21 protein-coding genes are annotated in these 19,071 nt (G+C 58.3%); 10 read left to right on the forward strand and 11 right to left on the reverse strand.

The window, feature by feature from the left end:
• Window positions 1–11 precede the first annotated feature (11 nt).
• Window positions 12–194 (reverse strand): DUF6026 family protein, encoded by a 183-nt coding sequence (locus tag HBH25_RS12855; protein WP_168084306.1) that lies wholly within the window; start codon window positions 192–194, stop codon window positions 12–14.
• Between the two features lie 313 nt (window positions 195–507).
• Between HBH25_RS12855 and gnd the strand changes: the two genes are divergently transcribed.
• The 5 genes from gnd (at window position 508) to nudC (ending at window position 5,571) form a co-directional block, all read left to right on the forward strand.
• Entirely contained in the window at window positions 508–1,485 is a 978-nt protein-coding gene (gene gnd, locus HBH25_RS12860; protein WP_168084307.1) for a phosphogluconate dehydrogenase (NAD(+)-dependent, decarboxylating), read from the forward strand.
• A gap of 104 nt (window positions 1,486–1,589) precedes the next feature.
• A complete protein-coding gene (zwf, locus tag HBH25_RS12865; protein ID WP_168084308.1) occupies window positions 1,590–3,101 on the forward strand; it encodes a glucose-6-phosphate dehydrogenase in 1,512 nt (503 codons plus the stop codon).
• Window positions 3,098–3,913, forward strand: coding sequence for a Cof-type HAD-IIB family hydrolase (locus HBH25_RS12870; RefSeq protein WP_168084309.1), 816 nt, complete (start codon window positions 3,098–3,100; stop codon window positions 3,911–3,913). The genes zwf and HBH25_RS12870 overlap by 4 nt, the downstream gene beginning before the upstream one ends.
• A complete protein-coding gene (locus HBH25_RS12875; protein ID WP_168084310.1) occupies window positions 3,910–4,722 on the forward strand; it encodes a crotonase/enoyl-CoA hydratase family protein in 813 nt (270 codons plus the stop codon). The genes HBH25_RS12870 and HBH25_RS12875 overlap by 4 nt, the downstream gene beginning before the upstream one ends.
• Window positions 4,723–4,740: 18 nt before the next feature.
• Window positions 4,741–5,571 (forward strand): NAD(+) diphosphatase, encoded by an 831-nt coding sequence (gene nudC / locus HBH25_RS12880; protein ID WP_168084311.1) that lies wholly within the window; start codon window positions 4,741–4,743, stop codon window positions 5,569–5,571.
• Here nudC and HBH25_RS12885 read toward each other — a convergent pair.
• From HBH25_RS12885 to efeU, 7 genes are all read right to left on the reverse strand, one after another.
• Window positions 5,539–6,318 (reverse strand): TSUP family transporter, encoded by a 780-nt coding sequence (locus tag HBH25_RS12885; RefSeq protein ID WP_168084312.1) that lies wholly within the window; start codon window positions 6,316–6,318, stop codon window positions 5,539–5,541. The genes nudC and HBH25_RS12885 overlap by 33 nt on opposite strands.
• 75 nt (window positions 6,319–6,393) lie before the next feature.
• The gene (locus tag HBH25_RS12890; RefSeq protein ID WP_168084313.1) at window positions 6,394–7,158 is read right to left on the reverse strand and encodes an SDR family oxidoreductase; all 765 of its coding nucleotides are present in this window, start codon (window positions 7,156–7,158) and stop codon (window positions 6,394–6,396) included.
• An 11-nt stretch (window positions 7,159–7,169) separates the two neighbouring features.
• Window positions 7,170–8,237, reverse strand: a complete 1,068-nt coding sequence (locus tag HBH25_RS12895) for a phosphotransferase family protein (protein WP_168084314.1) — start codon at window positions 8,235–8,237, stop codon at window positions 7,170–7,172.
• A 138-nt stretch (window positions 8,238–8,375) separates the two neighbouring features.
• The gene (efeO, locus tag HBH25_RS12900) at window positions 8,376–9,197 is read right to left on the reverse strand and encodes an iron uptake system protein EfeO (RefSeq protein WP_168084315.1); all 822 of its coding nucleotides are present in this window, start codon (window positions 9,195–9,197) and stop codon (window positions 8,376–8,378) included.
• 18 nt (window positions 9,198–9,215) lie between these two features.
• Window positions 9,216–10,517, reverse strand: a complete 1,302-nt coding sequence (gene efeB, locus HBH25_RS12905) for an iron uptake transporter deferrochelatase/peroxidase subunit (protein ID WP_168084316.1) — start codon at window positions 10,515–10,517, stop codon at window positions 9,216–9,218.
• A 13-nt stretch (window positions 10,518–10,530) separates the two neighbouring features.
• Window positions 10,531–11,721, reverse strand: coding sequence for an iron uptake system protein EfeO (efeO, locus tag HBH25_RS12910; protein ID WP_168084317.1), 1,191 nt, complete (start codon window positions 11,719–11,721; stop codon window positions 10,531–10,533).
• Between the two features lie 9 nt (window positions 11,722–11,730).
• On the reverse strand, window positions 11,731–12,573 hold the full coding sequence (efeU, locus tag HBH25_RS12915) for an iron uptake transporter permease EfeU (protein ID WP_168084318.1): 843 nt from the start codon (window positions 12,571–12,573) through the stop codon (window positions 11,731–11,733).
• A gap of 296 nt (window positions 12,574–12,869) precedes the next feature.
• On the opposite strand from efeU, the gene HBH25_RS12920 reads away from it, so the two are divergent.
• Complete coding sequence (locus HBH25_RS12920; RefSeq protein WP_168084319.1) at window positions 12,870–13,274, forward strand: TraR/DksA family transcriptional regulator; 405 nt, start codon at window positions 12,870–12,872, stop codon at window positions 13,272–13,274.
• A gap of 96 nt (window positions 13,275–13,370) precedes the next feature.
• Here the strand turns inward: HBH25_RS12920 and HBH25_RS12925 are convergent, their stop codons facing one another.
• The gene (locus HBH25_RS12925; protein WP_168084320.1) at window positions 13,371–13,622 is read right to left on the reverse strand and encodes a DUF2789 family protein; all 252 of its coding nucleotides are present in this window, start codon (window positions 13,620–13,622) and stop codon (window positions 13,371–13,373) included.
• A 298-nt stretch (window positions 13,623–13,920) separates the two neighbouring features.
• On the opposite strand from HBH25_RS12925, the gene HBH25_RS12930 reads away from it, so the two are divergent.
• From HBH25_RS12930 to HBH25_RS12945, 4 genes are all read left to right on the forward strand, one after another.
• A complete protein-coding gene (locus HBH25_RS12930) occupies window positions 13,921–14,391 on the forward strand; it encodes a hypothetical protein (RefSeq protein ID WP_168084331.1) in 471 nt (156 codons plus the stop codon).
• A gap of 66 nt (window positions 14,392–14,457) precedes the next feature.
• Window positions 14,458–15,465 carry an ABC transporter substrate-binding protein gene (locus HBH25_RS12935; protein WP_168084321.1) on the forward strand — a complete coding sequence of 336 codons (1,008 nt, stop codon included), beginning with the start codon at window positions 14,458–14,460 and terminating at the stop codon, window positions 15,463–15,465.
• Between the two features lie 147 nt (window positions 15,466–15,612).
• Entirely contained in the window at window positions 15,613–15,867 is a 255-nt protein-coding gene (locus tag HBH25_RS12940; protein ID WP_168084322.1) for a hypothetical protein, read from the forward strand.
• 137 nt (window positions 15,868–16,004) lie between these two features.
• Window positions 16,005–17,807 (forward strand): aminopeptidase P family protein, encoded by a 1,803-nt coding sequence (locus HBH25_RS12945; protein ID WP_168084332.1) that lies wholly within the window; start codon window positions 16,005–16,007, stop codon window positions 17,805–17,807.
• 7 nt (window positions 17,808–17,814) lie between these two features.
• On the opposite strand, the gene rhtA is transcribed toward HBH25_RS12945, so the two are convergent.
• Together rhtA and HBH25_RS23085 are read right to left on the reverse strand one after the other, a co-directional pair.
• Window positions 17,815–18,699, reverse strand: coding sequence for a threonine/homoserine exporter RhtA (gene rhtA, locus HBH25_RS12950; RefSeq protein WP_168084323.1), 885 nt, complete (start codon window positions 18,697–18,699; stop codon window positions 17,815–17,817).
• Window positions 18,700–18,876: 177 nt separating this feature from the next.
• A partial coding sequence (locus tag HBH25_RS23085) for a hypothetical protein (protein WP_218585490.1) occupies window positions 18,877–19,071 on the reverse strand: 195 nt, incomplete at its 5' end.

Here is a 19,071-nt window from a genome sequence, read left to right on the forward strand (position 1 = left end):
CGCCGCAAGAATCAGGCGAGGCGTGCAGTAGCTGTGTAGTCGAGCACGCTGTTGGCAGCAGGGGAAACCATGGCGGTCAACTGGGCGACTTTGCGCTTGAGCTGGTCGCGCTCGGCCTTGATGTCGTTCAGTTCGTCGCGACGGATGGTTACGTACAGGGTTTGGGTTTGTTTTGCTACGACTACGTTGCCCATGGCACACCTCGATGGCGGATCACTACGTTAAGGATTACCTCGTGGGGTGTTCCCCGCCGGGTTATTTCCTTGATCGGCTCCGATTCTGAATTCTTTAATGATGTTTGGGAACTTATTTCTTTAAAGCTAAAAGCCATCATGTCTATTAAATGACGCCAAACCCTTGTCGTTAAAGGCTTGGCGGGGTTTTACCGTTCGTCGCCTACCTTTTTTTGCTGTTCTGAAACCTTCTCCAGGCGCTTCGGACTAACCTTCAACGGCGGGCTACTATAAGCTGTAACGGCTTTTCTTACCTTTTCTGGAGTAAACCGGCATGCAATTGGGAATCGTGGGACTGGGACGCATGGGTGGCAATATTTCAAGACGCCTCATGCGTAACGGCCATCACACGGTGGTATACGACCGTAGCGAGCAGGCTGTACAAGCGCTCGTACCGGACGGAGCTCAAGGCGCCGAGAGCCTGGCAGACTTGGTTGCCAAACTGGACCGCCCCCGTGCGGTATGGGTCATGCTGCCCGCTGGCGCCCCCACCGAAGACACTATCAACGAGCTGGCTGACCTGCTTGATCCCGACGATGTGATCATCGATGGAGGCAATACCTTCTACAAGGACGATGCCCGTCGCGCTAAAAGCCTGCTAGCCAAGCAGCTTCATTACGTAGACGTAGGCACCTCTGGCGGCGTGTGGGGCCTGGACCGTGGCTACTGCATGATGATCGGGGCTGAAACCGCAACCTTCGAGCGCCTGGAACCGTTGTTCGAGACGCTTGCCCCGGGCGTAGGCACCATTCCTCGCACCAAGGGCAGGGATGCCGAGCATACCCGCGCTGAGAAGGGCTACATCCATGCCGGCCCAGCCGGTGCCGGGCACTTTGTGAAGATGATTCACAACGGTATCGAATACGGCATGATGCAAGCCTTCGCGGAAGGCTTCGACATCCTCAAGACCAAAAATTCGGTGCAGTTGCCTGAAGAGCAGCGCTACGACCTTAACGTGGGCGATATCGCCGAGGTTTGGCGCCGCGGAAGTGTCGTCTCCTCCTGGCTTCTTGATCTAACCGCTGACGCACTGGTATCGGACCCGGACCTGAACGGTTACTCGGGTTCGGTTTCTGACAGTGGAGAAGGGCGCTGGACCATCGACGCAGCTGTTGAACAGGCGGTACCTGTGCCTGTTTTGGCTAGCTCGCTGTTTGCCCGCTTCCGCTCCCGTCAGGAGGCTACCTATGGCGACAAGATGCTTTCGGCCATGCGCTTTGGTTTTGGCGGGCACGTTGAAGTGAAGAAGTAACGGTCATGCCCTGGCTTTGGCGGCGCGCTGAAGCCAGGGTAACCTGAAGTTGCTCGCGCCCTGGCCGTGCAACCTTATGCCCATCGGATGCTGGAGACAGCGGTATGAAGCGAGGTAAAACCACGGCGGAACCGGCCCCACCGGTCAGCCTGTTCCTGTTTGGCGCCCACGGCGACCTGGTCAAACGGCTATTGATGCCGGCAATCTACAACCTGGCCCGTGACGGCCTGCTCGATCCAAACTTGCATATTGTTGGCGTTGACCACAACGAGGTGAGCGACGCCGAATTTGCCAGCCGCCTGAAAGCCTTCATCCTGGAACAGGCAAAGGCTAAGACGCCGGATGTGCCTGGAGACCAAGTGATCGACCCCGCCGTATGGGACCCCTTGGCTCAGCGTATCAGCTACGTCACCGGCGACTTTACCAGCGATGACACCTACCAGACCCTTGCGTTGAAACTGCAAGCCAACAATACCGCCAACGCGGTGTTCTATTTGGCAACCTCACCGCGGTTCTTTACGGAAGTATCCCAGCGGCTGAACCGTGCCGGCTTGCTGTACGAGCAACCCAACGCGTACCGCCGTGTTGTGGTGGAAAAGCCTTTCGGTTCCGATCTGGCCACCGCCCAAACCCTTAACGCTAAATTGCTTGAGGTGATGACTGAGCGTCAGATCTACCGAATTGACCATTACCTGGGCAAGGAAACCGTTCAGAACATCATGGTCAACCGCTTTTCCAATGGCATATTCGAAGCGTTCTGGAACAACCATTACATTGATCATGTGCAAATCACGGCGGCAGAATCGGTCGGTGTCGAGACCCGGGGCAGCTTTTATGACCAGGTCGGGGCGTTGCGCGACATGGTGCCCAACCACTTGTTTCAATTGCTGGCCATGGTTGCTATGGAACCGCCAGCAGCCTTTGGCGCCGATGCTGTACGTGGCGAGAAAGCCAAGGTCGTCGGTGCCATTCGAGCGTGGACAAAAGAGGAGGCGCTCGCCAACTCGGTGCGTGCCCAGTACGTATCCGGCACGGATGGCAAACCAGGCTATCGCGAGGAACCCCGGGTAGATCCGCAAAGCCAGACAGAAACCTATGTGGCCCTTAAGGTGATGATCGACAACTGGCGTTGGATGGGCGTGCCGTTCTATCTACGCACAGGCAAGCGCTTGAGCGTGCGCGATACCGAGATTGCTATTTGTTTCAAGCCGGCGCCTTACGCTCAGTTCCGTGATACCAGCGTGGACTACATCAAACCCAACTTCCTTCACATGCAGATCCAGCCAGACGAAGGCATGTATTTCGATTTGCAGGCCAAGCGACCAGGGCCTGCGTTGGTGATCGACAATGTGAAGCTGGGCTTTGCCTACAAGGACTTTTTCCAGATGCAGCCTTCCACCGGCTACGAGACCCTGCTGTACGACTGCTTCACTGGCGACCAAACGCTGTTCCAGCGCGCGGACAACATTGAAAACGGGTGGCGGGCAGTGCAGCCGTTCCTTGATGCGTGGGCTGAGCATGACACCGTAAGTGAATACCCCGCCGGCAGTGACGGCCCCGCTGATGCTGACGAACTCCTTGCCCGCGACGGGCGTGCCTGGCACTCCCTCGGATGAGCGGCCCGATTCGGTTGGTTCTGAGCGATATGGACGGTACGCTGTTGCGCCCTGATCACAGCCTGGCGCCTGCCGTTATCAAGGCGGTAGGCCAACTGCGCGAAGCGGGTGTGGTATTTAGCCTGGCCAGTGCCCGCCCGCCACGGGCCATGTTGCAGCAAGCGAAAGCACTCGGGGTGACCGGGCCCCTGGCAGGCTTCAACGGCGGAACAGTGGTAGACGCTGAGGGTGCCGTGTTGGAAGCACACCGTGTAGCGCCTCAGGCGGTCACTATGGCTCTGGAATTCTTTGCCCAGCATCCCGTAGATGTGTGGCTGTTTGCAGACGATGAGTGGCTGCTCAAGGACTACAACGCCGCGCATTTGGAAACAGAGCGGCACGCTTTGGGGTATGACGCGGTACAGGTCGACGATTTCACGCCTTACCTGGAACGGGTAGACAAGATTGTAGCAACGACAGCCGACCATGCTCTGTTGGAGCGTTTGGAACGTCAGCTTCAGGCGCTTTTGGGCGACTCGGCACATGCTGCGCGCTCCCAGGCGTATTACCTGGATATCACGGCGATCGAAGCGGACAAAGGCAAGGCCTTGGCACGGTTAGCGCAGCGGTTGGGCATTTCCCTGGAGCAGACTGCGGCCCTGGGCGACGGGCATAACGATATGGCTATGTTTCGTGAGGCTGGGCTAGCTATCGCCATGGGGCAGGCAGCCGAAGACGTACGTGAAGCGGCAGATGAAGTGACTGCCAGTAATGAAGAAGACGGGGTGGCGCTGGCGATCGAACGGTTCATTCTACCCAGGGCGCCACAATGAGTGCGCACACCACCTTTCACGTCGAGCAGCAGGGCCCAGTAGCCCATGTGCAGATCAACCGCCCCCACAAGCGCAACGCCATGAACGCTGTGTTCTGGTTGGAGCTTGGGGAGATATTCACTTCATTGGATGCGGATGACAGTGTACGGGCTGTAGTGCTCAGCGGGGCCGGGGCGCATTTTTCGTCAGGTATGGATATCGCCCTATTGTCCCAGATCGCCTCTGAGCTGGGGCCCGATGCAGGCCGCAATGCCCGGCTTCTCAGGCGTAAGATCCTTGGCCTGCAGTCGGCTATCACGGCGGTAGAACAGTGCAGCAAACCGGTGCTTGCAGCGGTTCAAGGCTATTGCATAGGCGGTGCCATGGACCTGATTGCCGCGTGTGACATGCGGTACTGTGCGGCCGATGCGCGATTTTCCATCAAGGAAGTCGACATGGGCATGGCAGCGGATTTGGGTACGCTGCAACGGCTCCCTCGCATCATCAGTGATGGGATGCTTAGGGAGCTGGCCTATACAGGCCGCGACATGCAGGCTGACGAAGCCCTGCGGGTGGGGCTGGTCAACCAAGTATTCGCGACGGCACCTGGTTTGCTCGAAGGCGTGCTAGGCGTGGCGGCGCACATCGCAGGAAAATCCCCACTGGCGGTCACAGGTACCAAGCGCATGCTTACTTACATGCGCGACCATTCGGTGGCTGACGGGCTGGATTATGTGGCTACCTGGAATGCTGCGATGTTGCAGTCGGCTGATGTGAACATCGCCATGGCTGCTACCTTGAGCCAGCAGCCAGCACGGTTTGATGATTGATCACGTAGGGTTTGATAAATGGCGCTTCGCTGGACAACAGCAGTATTGGATAACACGCCCACAGGAGGCTGGGCAGTCGTCCACAGCCCTGAAGGGTTTATGTTCAACACGCAAGGCGTTCTGTTTTCCAGGGACACGTTGAAAGCATCAGGGCTACCCATAGTGCTGGAGCAGGGCATTGGCCACCTGGAAGGCGAGCCGGTCTACCTGCTCGCGCTGGACCACCCCGCGTCAGTTGCAGAGTGTCAGTGGCAGAGCCTGCGGGCATTCATGCTGCAGGCAGACTTTGAGCACTACCGCTTACTGGCCTATGCCGCTCAGATCGGCACCTGGGCGCGGGAGCACCGGTTCTGTGGCCGTTGTGGCTCGGCCATGACCCAGGTGGCCGGCGAACGTGCCATGCAATGTGCCCAATGCGACCTTCGCAGCTATCCACGCATTTCTCCGAGCATGATCGTGTTGATTACTCGGGGTGATGAAGTACTGCTGGCGCGTTCGCCACGCTTTGCAAGTGGCGTATACAGCACCTTGGCGGGGTTTGCCGAGCCAGGAGAGTCGGCAGAGGAGTGCGTGGTACGGGAGGTGCGTGAAGAGGTAAGTCTGGAGGTGCGCAACATTGCCTATATAGGTAGCCAATGCTGGCCCTTCCCGCATTCGTTGATGCTGGGTTTCCACGCAGAATATGCTGGTGGGGAGATCATCCCTCAGGCCGATGAAATCGAAGACGCCCAATGGTTTCACGTTGATGCCCTACCGCCCCTCCCGGCTTCGCGCTCCATTGCCCGCTACCTGATCGACCTGTATGTGGCTCGCCGGTCAGGCTTGCCCGAACCAGTGCTGCCAGGCTAGGCGCACGGTCAAGGCGAGCACCACTGTGATGAACACGGGGCGGATAAATGCCGCTCCACCGTTGATGGCCGTACGTGCTCCCAGGAATGCCCCAGCCATCATGCACAAGCCCATGGTGGCACCGATGACCCAGTCCACTTGGCCTGAGCAGATGAACACCACCAATGCAGCCACATTGCTTACAAAATTCATGCTGCGCGCTACACCGCTGGCCTTCACCAGGTCGATGGGGTAGAGCAATAGGGTGCTGACGGTCCAGAAAGCCCCCGTACCTGGGCCGGCCACTCCGTCGTAGAACCCCAACCCAAGGCCCTGCGGGGCTTGCCAGGTTTTGCGGATCGGCGCATTACTGTCCAGCGGTGCCTTGGGTGTGCCGCCGAACAGCAGGTAAAGCCCGCAGGCAAACACAACGACCGGAAGCATTTTGTTCAGCCATTCTGCAGGCAGGTAATGGGCGACGACTGCTCCCAGCAGTGCCCCGATGCCGGTGCACACCAGCGCATGTTGCCATTGCTGCGGGTTGAATAGCTTGCGACGGTAGTAGGTGACGCTGGCAATGCCTGAGCCAAAGGTGGAACTGAGCTTGTTGGTGCCCAGTACCAGGTGAGGGGGCAGGCCAGCCGTTAATAGGGCTGGAGTGGTCAGGAGCCCACCGCCACCGGCAATAGCATCGATGAAGCCGGCAAGAAATGCCACGCCAGCAAGGACAGCCAACGTGAGGGGGGTAACGCTGAGGTCGAAGGGCATGGTGCTCTACTGCAGGTGGGCGGGGGTGGCCATTCTACCTTAGGCAACTGGGTTTGAGCGGCCCTCCCTAGGCGGTTATGCCAGGTAACCGCCGTCTACGTTCAGAGCGGTGCCAGTGGTATAGCTGGAGGCCGCACTGGCCAGGTACAGCACGGCGCCTGCCATTTCCTGCGGCGCGGCAATACGGCCCATAGGGATGTGTGCCAAGGCATGAGCAAGAATTTTCTCGTTGCTCACCAGCGCCGATGCAAACTGCGTGTCGGTCAGGCCTGGCAGCAGCGCATTGCAACGGATGCCCAGTGTGGCGCACTCCTTGGCAAACACCTTGGTCATGTTGATAACCGCTGCCTTGGTGATGGAATACACGCCTTGGAGGGCGCCAGGCGACACGCCATTGATGGACGCCACATTAATGATGCTGCCACCGCCATGGGTGCGCATAAGCTTCCCGGCCTCCACTGACATAAAGAAGTACCCGCGGATATTGACGTCAACGGTCTTCTGGAAGGCCTTAATGTCTGTGTCCAGCACATGACCGAACTGCGGGTTGGTGGCGGCATTGTTGACCAGGACGTCCAGGCGACCGAAGCGTTCGCGCACAGCCGTGAAGGTATCAGTGATCTGCGCAGGTTCGCCAATATGGCAGGCCAGTGCCGTCGCCTGGCCACCGTCAGCCACAATGCTGTCCGCCACCGCCTGGCAAGCCTCCAGCTTGCGGCTTGACACGATAACGTGTGCACCCTGGTGGGCTAGCAAGCGTGCGATGGCTTCGCCAATGCCACGGCTGGCACCGGACACAAAGGCCACTTTGCCGGTGAGGTCGAAGAGATCGGTAGGCATGGTGGCTCCTCTCAAAGGTTGGACTGGTGGATTACCCGCAGGCTCATCTGCTCAAGCAATGTATTGAGTGACACAAAGTGAGCGAAACGCGGGTCACGGGTATGGCGATGGTAGTAGCGGTAGTACAGTTGCTGAACAATGCCGGCTAAACGAAACAGGCCTTGTACATAATAGAAGTCGAACGTACCTACGCTCACGCCAGCGCGTTCTGCGTAATACGCAACCATTTCAGCGCGTGTCAGCATGCCTGGCGCATTGCTGGGCTGTCGCCGGGTGCGCAGTACGGGTTCTGGGTCGCCTGCTTCTACCCAATAAGCCAGGCAGTTGCCCAGGTCCATCAATGGGTCGCCCACGGTGGCTAACTCCCAGTCCAGGACGCCACTGATGCGCACAGGATTGTTCGTGTCTACGATAACGTTGTCGAAGCGGTAGTCATTGTGAATAAGGCTGGCCCGGCCGCTATCGCCCGGGCATTTGTCTTGCAGCCACGTCATAACCTGTTGCCAGCCAGGCGCATCAGGCGTCAGTGCGCGGGTGTAGCGTTCGCTCCAACTAGCGATCTGCCGTTGCACGTAGCCTTCAGGCCGCCCCAGGCTTTCCAGCCCACAGGCCCGGTAGTCCACTTGGTGCAGTTCGACCAGTCGGTCGACGAAGCTCTTGCACAGCAAGGCGGTTGCCTGGGCGTCCAGGCCCAGTGGCGCTGGCAGGTCCTTTCGCAGGATTACGCCTTGGAGCCGTTCCATGACATAGAACGGCGTGCCGATCATCAGGTCGTCGGTACACAGCAGCACGGGGTGAGGGGAATAGTCAAACTGACCTACCAGCCCTTTGAGCACATGGTATTCGCGGCGCATGTCGTGAGCACCATGTGCCTTGCGCCCAAGGGGCGGGCGGCGCAGTACCAATGCTCGGTCAGGATAGCTCAGCAGGTAAGTGAGGTTGGAAGCGCCCCCTGGGAACTGGCGGACTACCGGCACGCCCCACAGTGATGGAAGGTGGGCCTTGAGGCAGGCGTCAACAGCCTTGATGTCGAGCTCTTCGCCTTCGCGTAGCTCGATCGTCGGGTCAGTGAGCGCCATGCGGGTCCTTGGGTCTGTAGCTGATGCTTAGCAATTTAATGGCACCACGTGACCTGAACAAGCCTGGCGAAAGGACACTAACTAGGCTATTGGTCGCGCACGCAAGCCTAGTTTTGGAGCAAACCGTGCTGCGGGCTCTTAATTCAAACCCAGTTTCCCGCGTAGCGTAGACAGGTCTTCAGCCAGCGTGTTGACCGGCCCGATCATGGCTTTACGGTCGCGCTCCTTGACCTTGTCGTAGGTTTCAAAACCGCCATCCTTGGTCCGGTATTTGGCCAGGATGGTTTCGACCGTGGCGAAGTTCTTGTCTACCTTGGCAACAAACGCCTTGTCCTGCTGCTCGATCTGCGGCCGGAACAGGTCGACGATTTTCTTGGCACCGTCTACGTTGCCTTGGAAGTCGTACAGGTCCGTATGGCTGTAACGGTCTTCCTCGCCTGTAACCTTTGTAGCGGCCACTTCTTCCAACAAGGCTGCCGCACCACCCACCACTTTTTCAGGCGGGAAGGTCAGGCCATCGATACGCGCCTGAAGGTCTTTGACATCCCTGATCAACTGGTCAGCGAAGCCTTCGTAACCTTTCGTGGTGTTGCGATCGAACAGGCCGTACTCGATACGGTGGAAGCCTGTAAAGTCTTCTGCGGTAACGCCTTTCTCGTGATCGTCCACACGGGAGTCGATTGAAGCGTCCAGGTCGCTGAACAGCTCGGCGATAGGCTCAATAGCTTCATAGTGAACACGTGTAGGCGCGTACAGTTTCCTTGCGGTCGCCAGGTCGCCTGCCTTTACTGCGTCCGTGAAGGCCTGAGTCTGAGTGACCAGGTTGCCCACTTCTTCAGTGACATACAGCTTGTAGTCTGAAATGGGCTGCACCATGTCCAGTGCGGCAGGGGCGGCTGCAAATGCAGGTGCTGCAAGAGCGCTCAAAGCAATCATGGACGCGAGCATGGTCTTTTTCATCAGCGACGTTCCCTTCGATCAGGTAGTGGTATGTGGTGTAGCAAGGAGAAGTGAACGGCCGATAAAGTCCTCGGCGTCGCGCACTCCCGGCAGGGTGAAGAAATAGCCACCGCCAGTAGGTTTGAGATACTCCTCCAAGGGTTCCCCGTTCAGGCGGGTCTGAACCGTGATAAAGCCTTTCTCCAGGTCTGCCTGGTAGCAGATGAACAGCAAGCCCATGTCCAGTTGGCCGTTCTTGTTCACACCGTTGGAGTAATTGAACGGCCGACGCAAAATCAAGTTGGCTTCGCTGCCAGGTGTACGCGGGTTGGCCAGGCGAATATGGGAATCCAGGCGTGTCTGCTTGCCTTCGGGATCGTTGCGGTAGTCGGGCAGTGTGGCCTCAGTGCCGCCTTGCATGGGCGCACCTGTGACCTTTTGCCGCCCAAAAATGCTTTCCTGTTCCTGCAGGGGTGTGCGGTCCCATCGTTCTACGAAGTTGCGGATGATGCGCACAGCTTGGTAACTGCCGTGGGTGGCCCAGGCCGGTTCATCGCTGCCGGCCTGAACCCATACCAGCCGGTCCATTTCATGGGCGTCGGTGGAGTCTGGGTTGGCGCTGCCGTCCCGGAACCCCAGGAAATTACGGGCATTCTGCGCAGGTTCGCCAGGTTTGGTGGGCGCCTGGGCTGGTACGGAGCCTTCTTGCTTCCAGCGTACGAACAACAGGTCAGGGAGTGCCTTGATCACGTCGCGCAATGCGTGGATGTTGGTGTCTGGCGTATTGGAGCAGAACTGCAGCGTCAGGTCGCCATGGCAATGCTCTTCTTCCAGGGCGTCGTTGGGAAAGCCCACCATGCGCGTAAGGCGCTTGGGTTTGACGGATTCAAGGCCGTAGCGGTCGTCGAACAGCGAGGCGCCTACTGATACTGTGACGGTAAGGTTATCGGGTGTAACCACAGGGCCAAGAATACCTGAGTCGGGTGGAGGCAGCTTCGGGTCCAGCGTGTCGACCGGCCCGCCTTGGGTAAGAAAGCGCAGGCGTTCATCCAGTGTGCGGAACAGCCGCTCCAGGTCGGCGCGGTCACTGGCCAGGACATCGAACGCCACCAACATGCCTGCAGCGGGGCGAGGGGTCACGATGCCGGCCTGATGAATGCCCTGGTAGGGGTGGCGGTCTTCGGTGCGGTCGCTTTCGGGCGCGGCTGTTACCTTGTTTTCACTGGCCTGGGCCAACATTGGGCAACCCAGGCCGCTGCCTGCCAGTGCGGCGCCAGCGGCCCCCAGGCCAAGCAACACACGTCGACGGTCGGGGGAGGGTAGGTGGCGTTTGTCAGTCATTGCGTAAGTGCCTTTAAAGCGCGGACAGGCCAAGGGCCGGGTCAATGCCATCCAGGGCGTCGGCCAGTGCGCGTGCACGGTCGGCGATGGCCTGGCGCTGCGCCTGAGTAAGTTGATCGTAGGGGCGGTTTTCGCTGCGCAAGGTGCTCAGCGCGGTACCGAAGGCGGCACTGGCTGCATCGATCTTCGCTTGCACGTCAGGCGCACTTTTCTCTACCAAAGGGCGCATTAGGGCGATGACTTTGGAGGCACCCTCAAAGTTGGCGGTAAAGCCGTTGAGGTCCAAGTGGCTGTAGCGTTCTTCCTCACCCTTGAAGCGGTTGTCGGCCAGCGTACCCAGGTTGCGTGATACCAGGCTCACCAGTTGGTCAGGGGCAATGGGTTGGGCCAGTAGCTGGGCCTTGAGGGTGGTCACGTCCGCCAACAGTTTTTGCGCAAAGGGGGCAAGGGAAGGCGCATTGCTGGCAGGCGTGGCGAACAGGCCATACTCAATGCGATGGAAGCCCGTAAAGCCCGGGTCCTGCTCGCGTTTTTCGTAATAGTCAGCACGTGCATCGATGGCGTTGTTCAGGTCCGCAAAGCGTTGCGCAGCGCCAGCAATGCGTTGGTACATGGCCCGTGCCGGTGCGTACAAGCTGCGGGCCTTGGCCAGGTCGCCGTTATCAATGGCGGCTGACAGATCGCCTACGGCTTTGATCAATAGTCCGCTTTGCTGGCTCAGGTACACCCGGTATTCCGATAACGGCCCTATGAACGCTGTCATCGCGGGCCGCGCCTTGGCCTTGGCTTCGGACTCGGCAGTGGCCGTTACAGTCAGCGTGCCGCGCGGGTTGCTCAGCAGGCCACAGGTGATGGCGTAATGCCCGGGCTGCAGGTTGGCATTGATCACCTGGCTCAAGCCGGGCGCAATGTTTTCGCGCTCTTCCACCACCAGCACGCCGTCTAGAATTTCCCATTCCACCGCCCGGTCTGAGGCGTTGACAATGCGGAAAGCTGCTTTGCCGGCAGGCAAGGTAATGGCGGCTGGCTCACAGTGGTGATCCTGGATGGTAACGACTGTTTCCTGGCCGGAATGGGCCTTACGTTTTTCGGACGCAACATTGGCAGCGTAATAGAACAGTGCGCCGGCAGCGACCATAAGGGCCACCGAGCCGGCTACCGCCACGCGCAACAGGCGAGGCGGGCGAGAAACTGAATTGGGCATTGAAGACGCCTAGGAATGGCTGATGGAAGGTGCCGCCGTGCCAGCAACGGGGCGCACTGGAGCGAAGAACAAGGCCAGCGCTACCGTGAGATAAATGACCCAGGCCCCAAGCGTGCTGATAGTGGGGGTGTCCTGGTAGCCGAACATGCCTGCCAATACCGCCCCTGTAGGGCTGTCCATCGGCAGGGCTGTGCTCCAGTCGAACACAACCTGCTGCAGGCTGTTCCACAGGCCAGCCTCATGCAGCGCTTGCACTGAGTTGGCCAGAATGCCGGCAGCGACTACCAGAATGAATAACCCGGTCCAACGGAAAAACCGAGACAGATTGAGCTTCAGGCTGCCTTTATAAAGCGCAACGCCCACGAGCACTGCGGCGACCAGGCCGAGCAGTGCCCCCACAGGCGCTTCGGTGCCCTGACTCTGCTGGAACACTGCCAGCAGGAAGAACACCGTTTCCAGCCCCTCTCGGGCCACTGCAAAAAACACCATGGCAATCAGGGCGAACACTTGGTTGCGTGACCCCGCCAGTGCCTGGTCGAGGGATTCATGAAGCGTGTGCTTGATGGACCGAGCTACCTTGCGCATCCAGAACACCATGGAGCTTAGAATACCGACAGCGACTAGCCCGATAACACCTTCGAACAGTTCCTGTTCTTTCTGCGGAAACTCGGCACTGGCCAGCTCAAGGCCTCCTCCTGCCAGCAGGGCAAGGGCCGCGGCCAGGAACACGCCTATCCAAACCGCCGGCATCCACTCACCACGGCCGGTCTGCTTGAGGTAACTGGCAATGATGCCAACGATAAGCGCCGCTTCAATGCCTTCGCGCAGCATGATAAGAAAAGGGACGAGCATCGGCCACCGGGTTTGAACGAATGAGAGTGGGTTTTGTAACATAATGAGACTCATTATTGAACGCGGCAGGTCTCATCTTTCATCTACTTGTCATGTTCTCCGACCAAGGGTTTGCGCTAAATAGCGAGGTTTCAACCTGCGAGCTGGTTGGCCCAGGGTTCCAAATCCGCGTTCGCTATTGCTGCGCGACGTTCACGCCCGTAGACTCCCGCCCTTTATTCGCTTTTATCCGTCGCGCGGTTTCGCTGGCGCGACCGCCCTATGATCCCGTGTTACCCAGGTTTATCGAGAACTCAATGACGAAGGAACAGTTGCTGGCCATGCCGGCCGATGACTACATGAATGCCGAACAGCACGCGTATTTCACAACGCTGCTGAAAACCATGAAAGTGGAAACGCAGGCGCGCATCGACGAAAGCCGTATCGCTATTGAAAGCCTGGATTCCCCTGCAGACCCGGCTGATGCAGCCTCGGTGGAAGAGGAGCGTCACTGGCTGGTGAATGCGATTGAGCGGGACCAGCGCATGCTGCCGCAGCTTGAGCAGGCATTGGACCGCATTGCCGATGACAGCTTTGGGTGGTGCGAAGACAGTGGTGAGCCCATTGGCCTCAAGCGCCTGTTGATCAGCCCTACTACTAAATATTGCATCGAGGCGCAGGAGCGTCATGAGCAGTTGGACCGCCACCAGCGTCAGGCCTGACCTGTACGGCTACCGTTAGTGGTCTTTTCAGCGCTGGTATTGCTGGTATTGAGTGTGCAGCCTGCATTGTGAACAGCGGGCTGCACTGGCCAGATGTCAGCTGGCCTGCTGGTTGGCATCATGGTGCAGGCGAGTGTTTAGCTCGTCCACCCAAGGGGCCTGCTCCCCGTCCTCCATGATCGCGTCCTTCAGAAAGCTGGCTTGGGCATCGCTCCAGAATTCTGCTTCGGACACTTTTACATCGGCGGCAAGTTGGTGAGTGTCAATGAACTGATCGATTTTATCGCCGTCAGTCTCCAGTCCAAGTTGTGCGAACAGGCTCTCGAGTGAGTGGTGTACGTCTTCCATGGGGCCTCCAGTCTTCGTTCGGGTGAGAGGTTTCGGTCAAGGGGTTGGAGCCATAGCGCCGCCTAGGAGTTCGGTGGGTTTTTCGATCCTTTTTACAGGAACAGCGGAAAGGGCTTTTCTTCGCTACGAATTTTGATGAGAATCCATAGGGTCGGCATCTCTTTACGTGGAGGGCCTCTTTTTATGGCCCCTGATACGTGCCGGCTCGTCACTCACTTTGCTTCCTGCTGCGAGTTTCGCCGCAGGGCAGCGCGTACGTGAGCGTTACTGGTTATTTCATCGTGTTGAGGATAGTCCGTTGGCAGTCAGCAGTCTGGAGATGCACGCCCTGTTTGTGCTGGGTGATTTGCGCGCAAAGTTGGTCAAGTTATTTCAATCTCGTTTTGTATACATCACTGAACAATCCGCAGACAGCCTCTACATGGCAGAAGTGGATACTGAGTCGGCACTTGTAGTCGACGACAAGCCAGGCTTGCAGCTGAAAGTAGGTGATCATTTTCGTGCGGCGGTGTTGCCTAGCCGTGAAGGCGGAAAGTTGGAAGTAAAGTTTCGTGATCTCAAGTTCACCATTTATGGCCTGGGTGAATATGCTTTTGTTGAAACACCTTTTGGCAGCGGCATCGTGTTCCGTCAGGGGCAAAGCGTGATGTTGGTATTCGCAGCCAAGGAGCAACTGGTGGGCGGGCTTACCAAGCCCCTCAAGGGCGCTGTGGCCAAGGCCGCTAAATGGCGAACAGGGGAGTTGACCTTCAAGGCCAGTGAACAGTAGGCATACTTTCTGGGTGAACCTCGGCTAGGCTGTGCTTGTTATTTGCCACCAGCCTTGAGGTTCCAGATGATCAACCGTAGTTTAAAAGCAATTGGCTTAGGGGCCGCGCTTGTATTGAGTGCGTTCTCCACAGCGCAAGCGGCCGAAACTGTCCGCTTCGCCGCTTTGAATTGGGAAAGCGGCAGTGTGATCACCGAGGTGCTCAGGCTCGTGGTCGAAAAAGGCTATGGGCTGCCCACTGACACCCTGCCTGGCACCACCGTTACCTTGGAAGCCGGCCTGGCCAGGAACGATATCCAAGTTATTGCCGAAGAGTGGGCCGGCCGCAGCCCTGTATGGAATGAGGCTGAAGCAAAGGGGCAGGTCAAAGGGCTTGGTGATATCGTCAAAGGTGCTACGGAGGGTTGGTGGGTACCTGCTTATGTCGTGAAGGGTGACCCTGCCAAGGGAATAAAGCCCCTTGCGCCAGACCTTCACAGCGTTACAGACCTGGCTCGGTACAAGGATGTGTTCAAGGACCCTGAAACGCCCGGCAAGGGTCGTTTTTTGAATAGCCCCACCGGCTGGACATCCGAAGTCGTCAATGGTCAGAAACTTAAAGCCTATGGCCTGGCGGACAGTTTCACCAACTTCCGGGCAGGGTCTGGCGCAGCGCTCGATGCTGAGATCACGTCATCGGTCAAGCGCGGCAAGCCAGTACTGTTCTATTACTGGAGCCCCACACCGCTTTTGGGCCGTTATGACTTCATACAGCTTGAAGAGCCGCCTTTTGATGCCGAGGCGTGGAAAACCCTGACCGACGCTAAAAATGAGAATCCAAGGCCCACACGCTCACTGGCCTCCAAACTATCCATTGGTGTATCCAAAGCATTCGAGCAGGCGCATCCGGACATTAGCGCTGCCTTCGCCAAGGTCGATCTCCCAATCATGCCGCTCAATCAGGCCCTGGCTGGTATGAGTGAAAAGCATCGTGACCCGCGTACCGTGGCACTTGAGTTGCTTCAGCAGCACCCCGATTGGCTAACGCGCTGGTTGCCGGCTGATGTCGCTAGCAAGGTCCAGGCTAGCTTGTGAAGGGGTGGAGCCGGCAGTGTTGCCCAACCTGAAGGGTTCAATGGCGGGGGCAATAGCCACTATCAGATTCGTTGATTTCCCGGTTCGCGTGCCAAGGCTTAGCGTTAGGCATCCCGAGACATTGACCCTGACAGGGCTGGAGGTCCCATGAAACGCTCGATGCTGCTGGCTTCGTTGATAGCCTTGGCAATGCTGACCGGTTGCGCCACAAGTAGCCCCGAATCCCGCGGCTATTCCAACGAGGAGCGCTTCGAGCTGTCGTTGGAAGCGCTTAACCGGCAAGCCTTGCCGTATGAGCAGTATATGCAGGCACGTGCCAGGCTGGTTCGTGGGCAGGATGCTGAAGCATCCAACCTCGCCCAGCAGGGCGCGTCGGTGTCCCCAGAGGGCCGCGACAGTTAACTGAAGGCGCGCGAGCAAGCCTCTGGCAGCAAGGCGTCTGCTTTGCAGGTGGGTTAAAGGCGAATCAAACCGGCTTGCTGCTGTGCAGCACCTGCCGCATGATTGCTTTTTTCCTTGGTGGTAATGGAGCTCCGATGATTTCCCCTAGTCCATTGGCCTCGGTCCCTGAGCGCCTTGCCAGCATTCGTGAGTTGCTATTGCGCGAGCAGCTGGATGCGCTACTGGTGCCTTCTGCCGATCCGCATTTGTCTGAATATCTACCTGAACATTGGCAGGCACGGCGCTGGTTGTCAGGTTTCAACGGGTCGGTAGGTACTTTGGTTGTCACGCCATTGTTCGCAGGCCTTTGGGCCGATAGCCGTTATTGGGAGCAGGCCGAGCGTGAGTTGGCAGGCAGCGGCATCGAGTTGATGAAGCTTCAGCCCGGCGCGCCGGCTCCCCAGGATTGGCTAGCTGAGCAGCTAGCTGAGGGGGCAAGTGTGGCAGTAGACGCCAGGGTGCTGGCTTTGCAGGCCGAACGCAGCTTGCGTGAGCGGCTTGTTGGGCGAGGTATCTCTCTACGTTCTGACCGGGACTGGATAGGTGACATATGGCATGACAGGCCTGATCTGCCCTCTGCCCCTGTTTATGCGCACGAGGCGCCGGCGGCTACCGAATCCTTAAATAGTAAGTTGTCCCGCGTACGGCAGGCCATGGCCAGTGCGGGGGCAGACGCTCATTTTATCGCTACAGTGGATGACATTGCCTGGTTGTTCAACCTGCGCGGTAGTGACGTCAGTTACAACCCGGTGTTTCTTTCCTTTGCCTTGATAAAGCCGGACACGGCATTGCTATGGGTAGGGCAAGGCAAACTGGCTCCGGCTCTGGTTCAGTCATTGGCTGAAGGCGGTGTGGAGGTTCGGGACTACACCCAGGCCCAGGCAGACCTTGCTACGCTGCAACCCGGTACCTCGTTGCTGATTGACCCCGCGCGCGTTACTGCAGGTGTCATGGCCTCTGTGCCTGAGTCCGTGAAATGGGTGGAGCAAATCAACCCGTCTACCCTGTTCAAGTCCCGCAAAACGGCGGCTGAGCTTTCCCATGTGCGTGCGGCTATGGAGCACGACGGCGCAGCGCTGTGTGAATTCTTTGCATGGCTTGAGCAGTCCTTGGGTACCACGCGGGTCACCGAAGTCGATATTGACCACCAGTTGATCGCTACGCGTTCGCGTCAGCCTGGCTATATCTGTCCCAGCTTTGCCACGATCGCAGCCTTTGCCGCCAACGGTGCCTTGCCTCACTATCGGGCGACAGACACGGCGCATTCGGTCATCGAGGGCAATGGTTTGTTGTTGATCGATTCAGGCGCCCAGTATGTCGGGGGTACCACAGATATCACCCGAATGGTCGCGGTGGGCGAGCTTACCTCGGATCAGAAGGGAGATTGTACAAGAGTGCTGCAAGGCATGATTGCGCTCTCCGCCGCCCGTTTTCCGGAAGGCATTGCAACGCCATTGCTCGATGCTATAGCCCGCGCGCCTCTGTGGGCTGATAGCGTCAACTATGGTCACGGCACCGGGCACGGTGTGGGATATTTCTTGAATGTGCATGAAGGGCCGCAGGTTATTGCTTACCAGGCCGTGCCCGGGCCGCATACCGCTATGCGTGAGGGGATGATCACCTCCATTGAGCCGGGTACGTACCGGCCTGGTCGCTGGGGCGTGCGTATTGAGAACCTGGTAGCCACCAGAGCTGCAGGCGAAAGTGAGTTCGGGGCATTTCTTCACTTCGAGACCCTCACCTTGTGCCCCATCGATACGCGTTGCCTGGCGGTGGAAAGGCTTGCGCCGAGCGAGCGTGAATGGCTCAACGGCTACCATGCCCACGTGCGCGAGCGGCTGTCGCCCCTGGTCAGCGGGCAGGCATTGGCCTGGCTGATCGAGCGCACCGCTGCAGTATAGTCAACGTTCAGTCGGCAGCCGCCACGGCTGCCGGTTGGCGGGACGTAGTGAGCGTGGCACCTATGGATGCTGCGATGATTGCGCCAATGGCAAGCCACTGGTTCGTTGACAGTTGCTCACCTAGAAAAACCAACCCTGAGAGCGCGCCAATGGCAGGCTCCATGCTCATCAGTATGCCAAAGGTGCGAGCGGGCATTCGGGTAAGCGCAACCATCTCCAGGCTGTAGGGGAGGGCGGTAGACAGAACGGCCACACCAATGGCTGCTGGCAGGATGGCAGGGTTCAGCAACGTGCTCCCCGCAGCAGCGACGCCAAAGGGCGCGATGCACAAAGCTGCGATGCCCACGCCCAAGGCTGCCGTCTGAATGCCATGGGCTTCCCCCGCCTTTTGGCCGAACACTATATAAAGTGCCCAGCAAGCCCCCGCACTTAGCGCATACAGTGCTCCGGTCATGTCCATGCCTGCGCCGTTGGCAGCGCCCGGAATCAATAGCACCATGCCGGCGATAGCCAGCCCTACCCAGCAGAAGTCGACCTTGCGCCTGGAGGACAAGACAGCCACTGCCAAAGGGCCGGTAAACTCCAGCGCCACGGCAATTCCAAGAGGCACGGTGCGCAGTGACATATAGAACAGGAAGTTCATGCCGCCCAAGGCCAGGCCGTATACCGCGACGTGTCGCATGCCATGGAGTGTCAGCCTGCTTTGCCACGGCCTTAGAACGGCCAGAAGAATCACGGCGGCGAATACAAGGCGTACGGCGGTGGTGCCTGGCGCACCAATCAGAGGAAACAGCGACTTGGCCAGGGAAGCCCCGGATTGTATAGAGGCCATGGCTATCAGCAGCAGGCTGATAGGAAAAGCGAGAGCGCGCAGGGGCGCAGAGGTAGCCATTGTGGACCTTATAGATAGAACGAGCAGGCGGGCATGATCGCGGAAGCCTCGCCGCGAGGCAATGCTGGGCGCTACCTGTAATTTGAAGTGTTTTGAAAATACCTGTTGACGCGCTTTCGAATCCCCTTATAATACGCCCCACTTCCAGCGACAACGGAACAGCAAACTTCTTGAGAATCAAGGGTTTACAGTTTCAAAGGTGCTGGAAGTGCTTCGGTCTCCGGATCGGATGCGGTGAAAAAGGGAGTTGACAGCAGGTTGTAACGCTGTAGAATTCGCCTCCCGCTTCGAGAGGTTGGTGAAGCGGTCAAGTGTTTGAAGTTGAACGAGAAATTCTGAAAACTTCGCAAAATAAACGCTTGACAGGATGTA

The sequence above is a fragment of the Pseudomonas quercus genome (assembly GCF_012033695.1).
Lineage (GTDB): Bacteria > Pseudomonadota > Gammaproteobacteria > Pseudomonadales > Pseudomonadaceae > Aquipseudomonas > Aquipseudomonas quercus.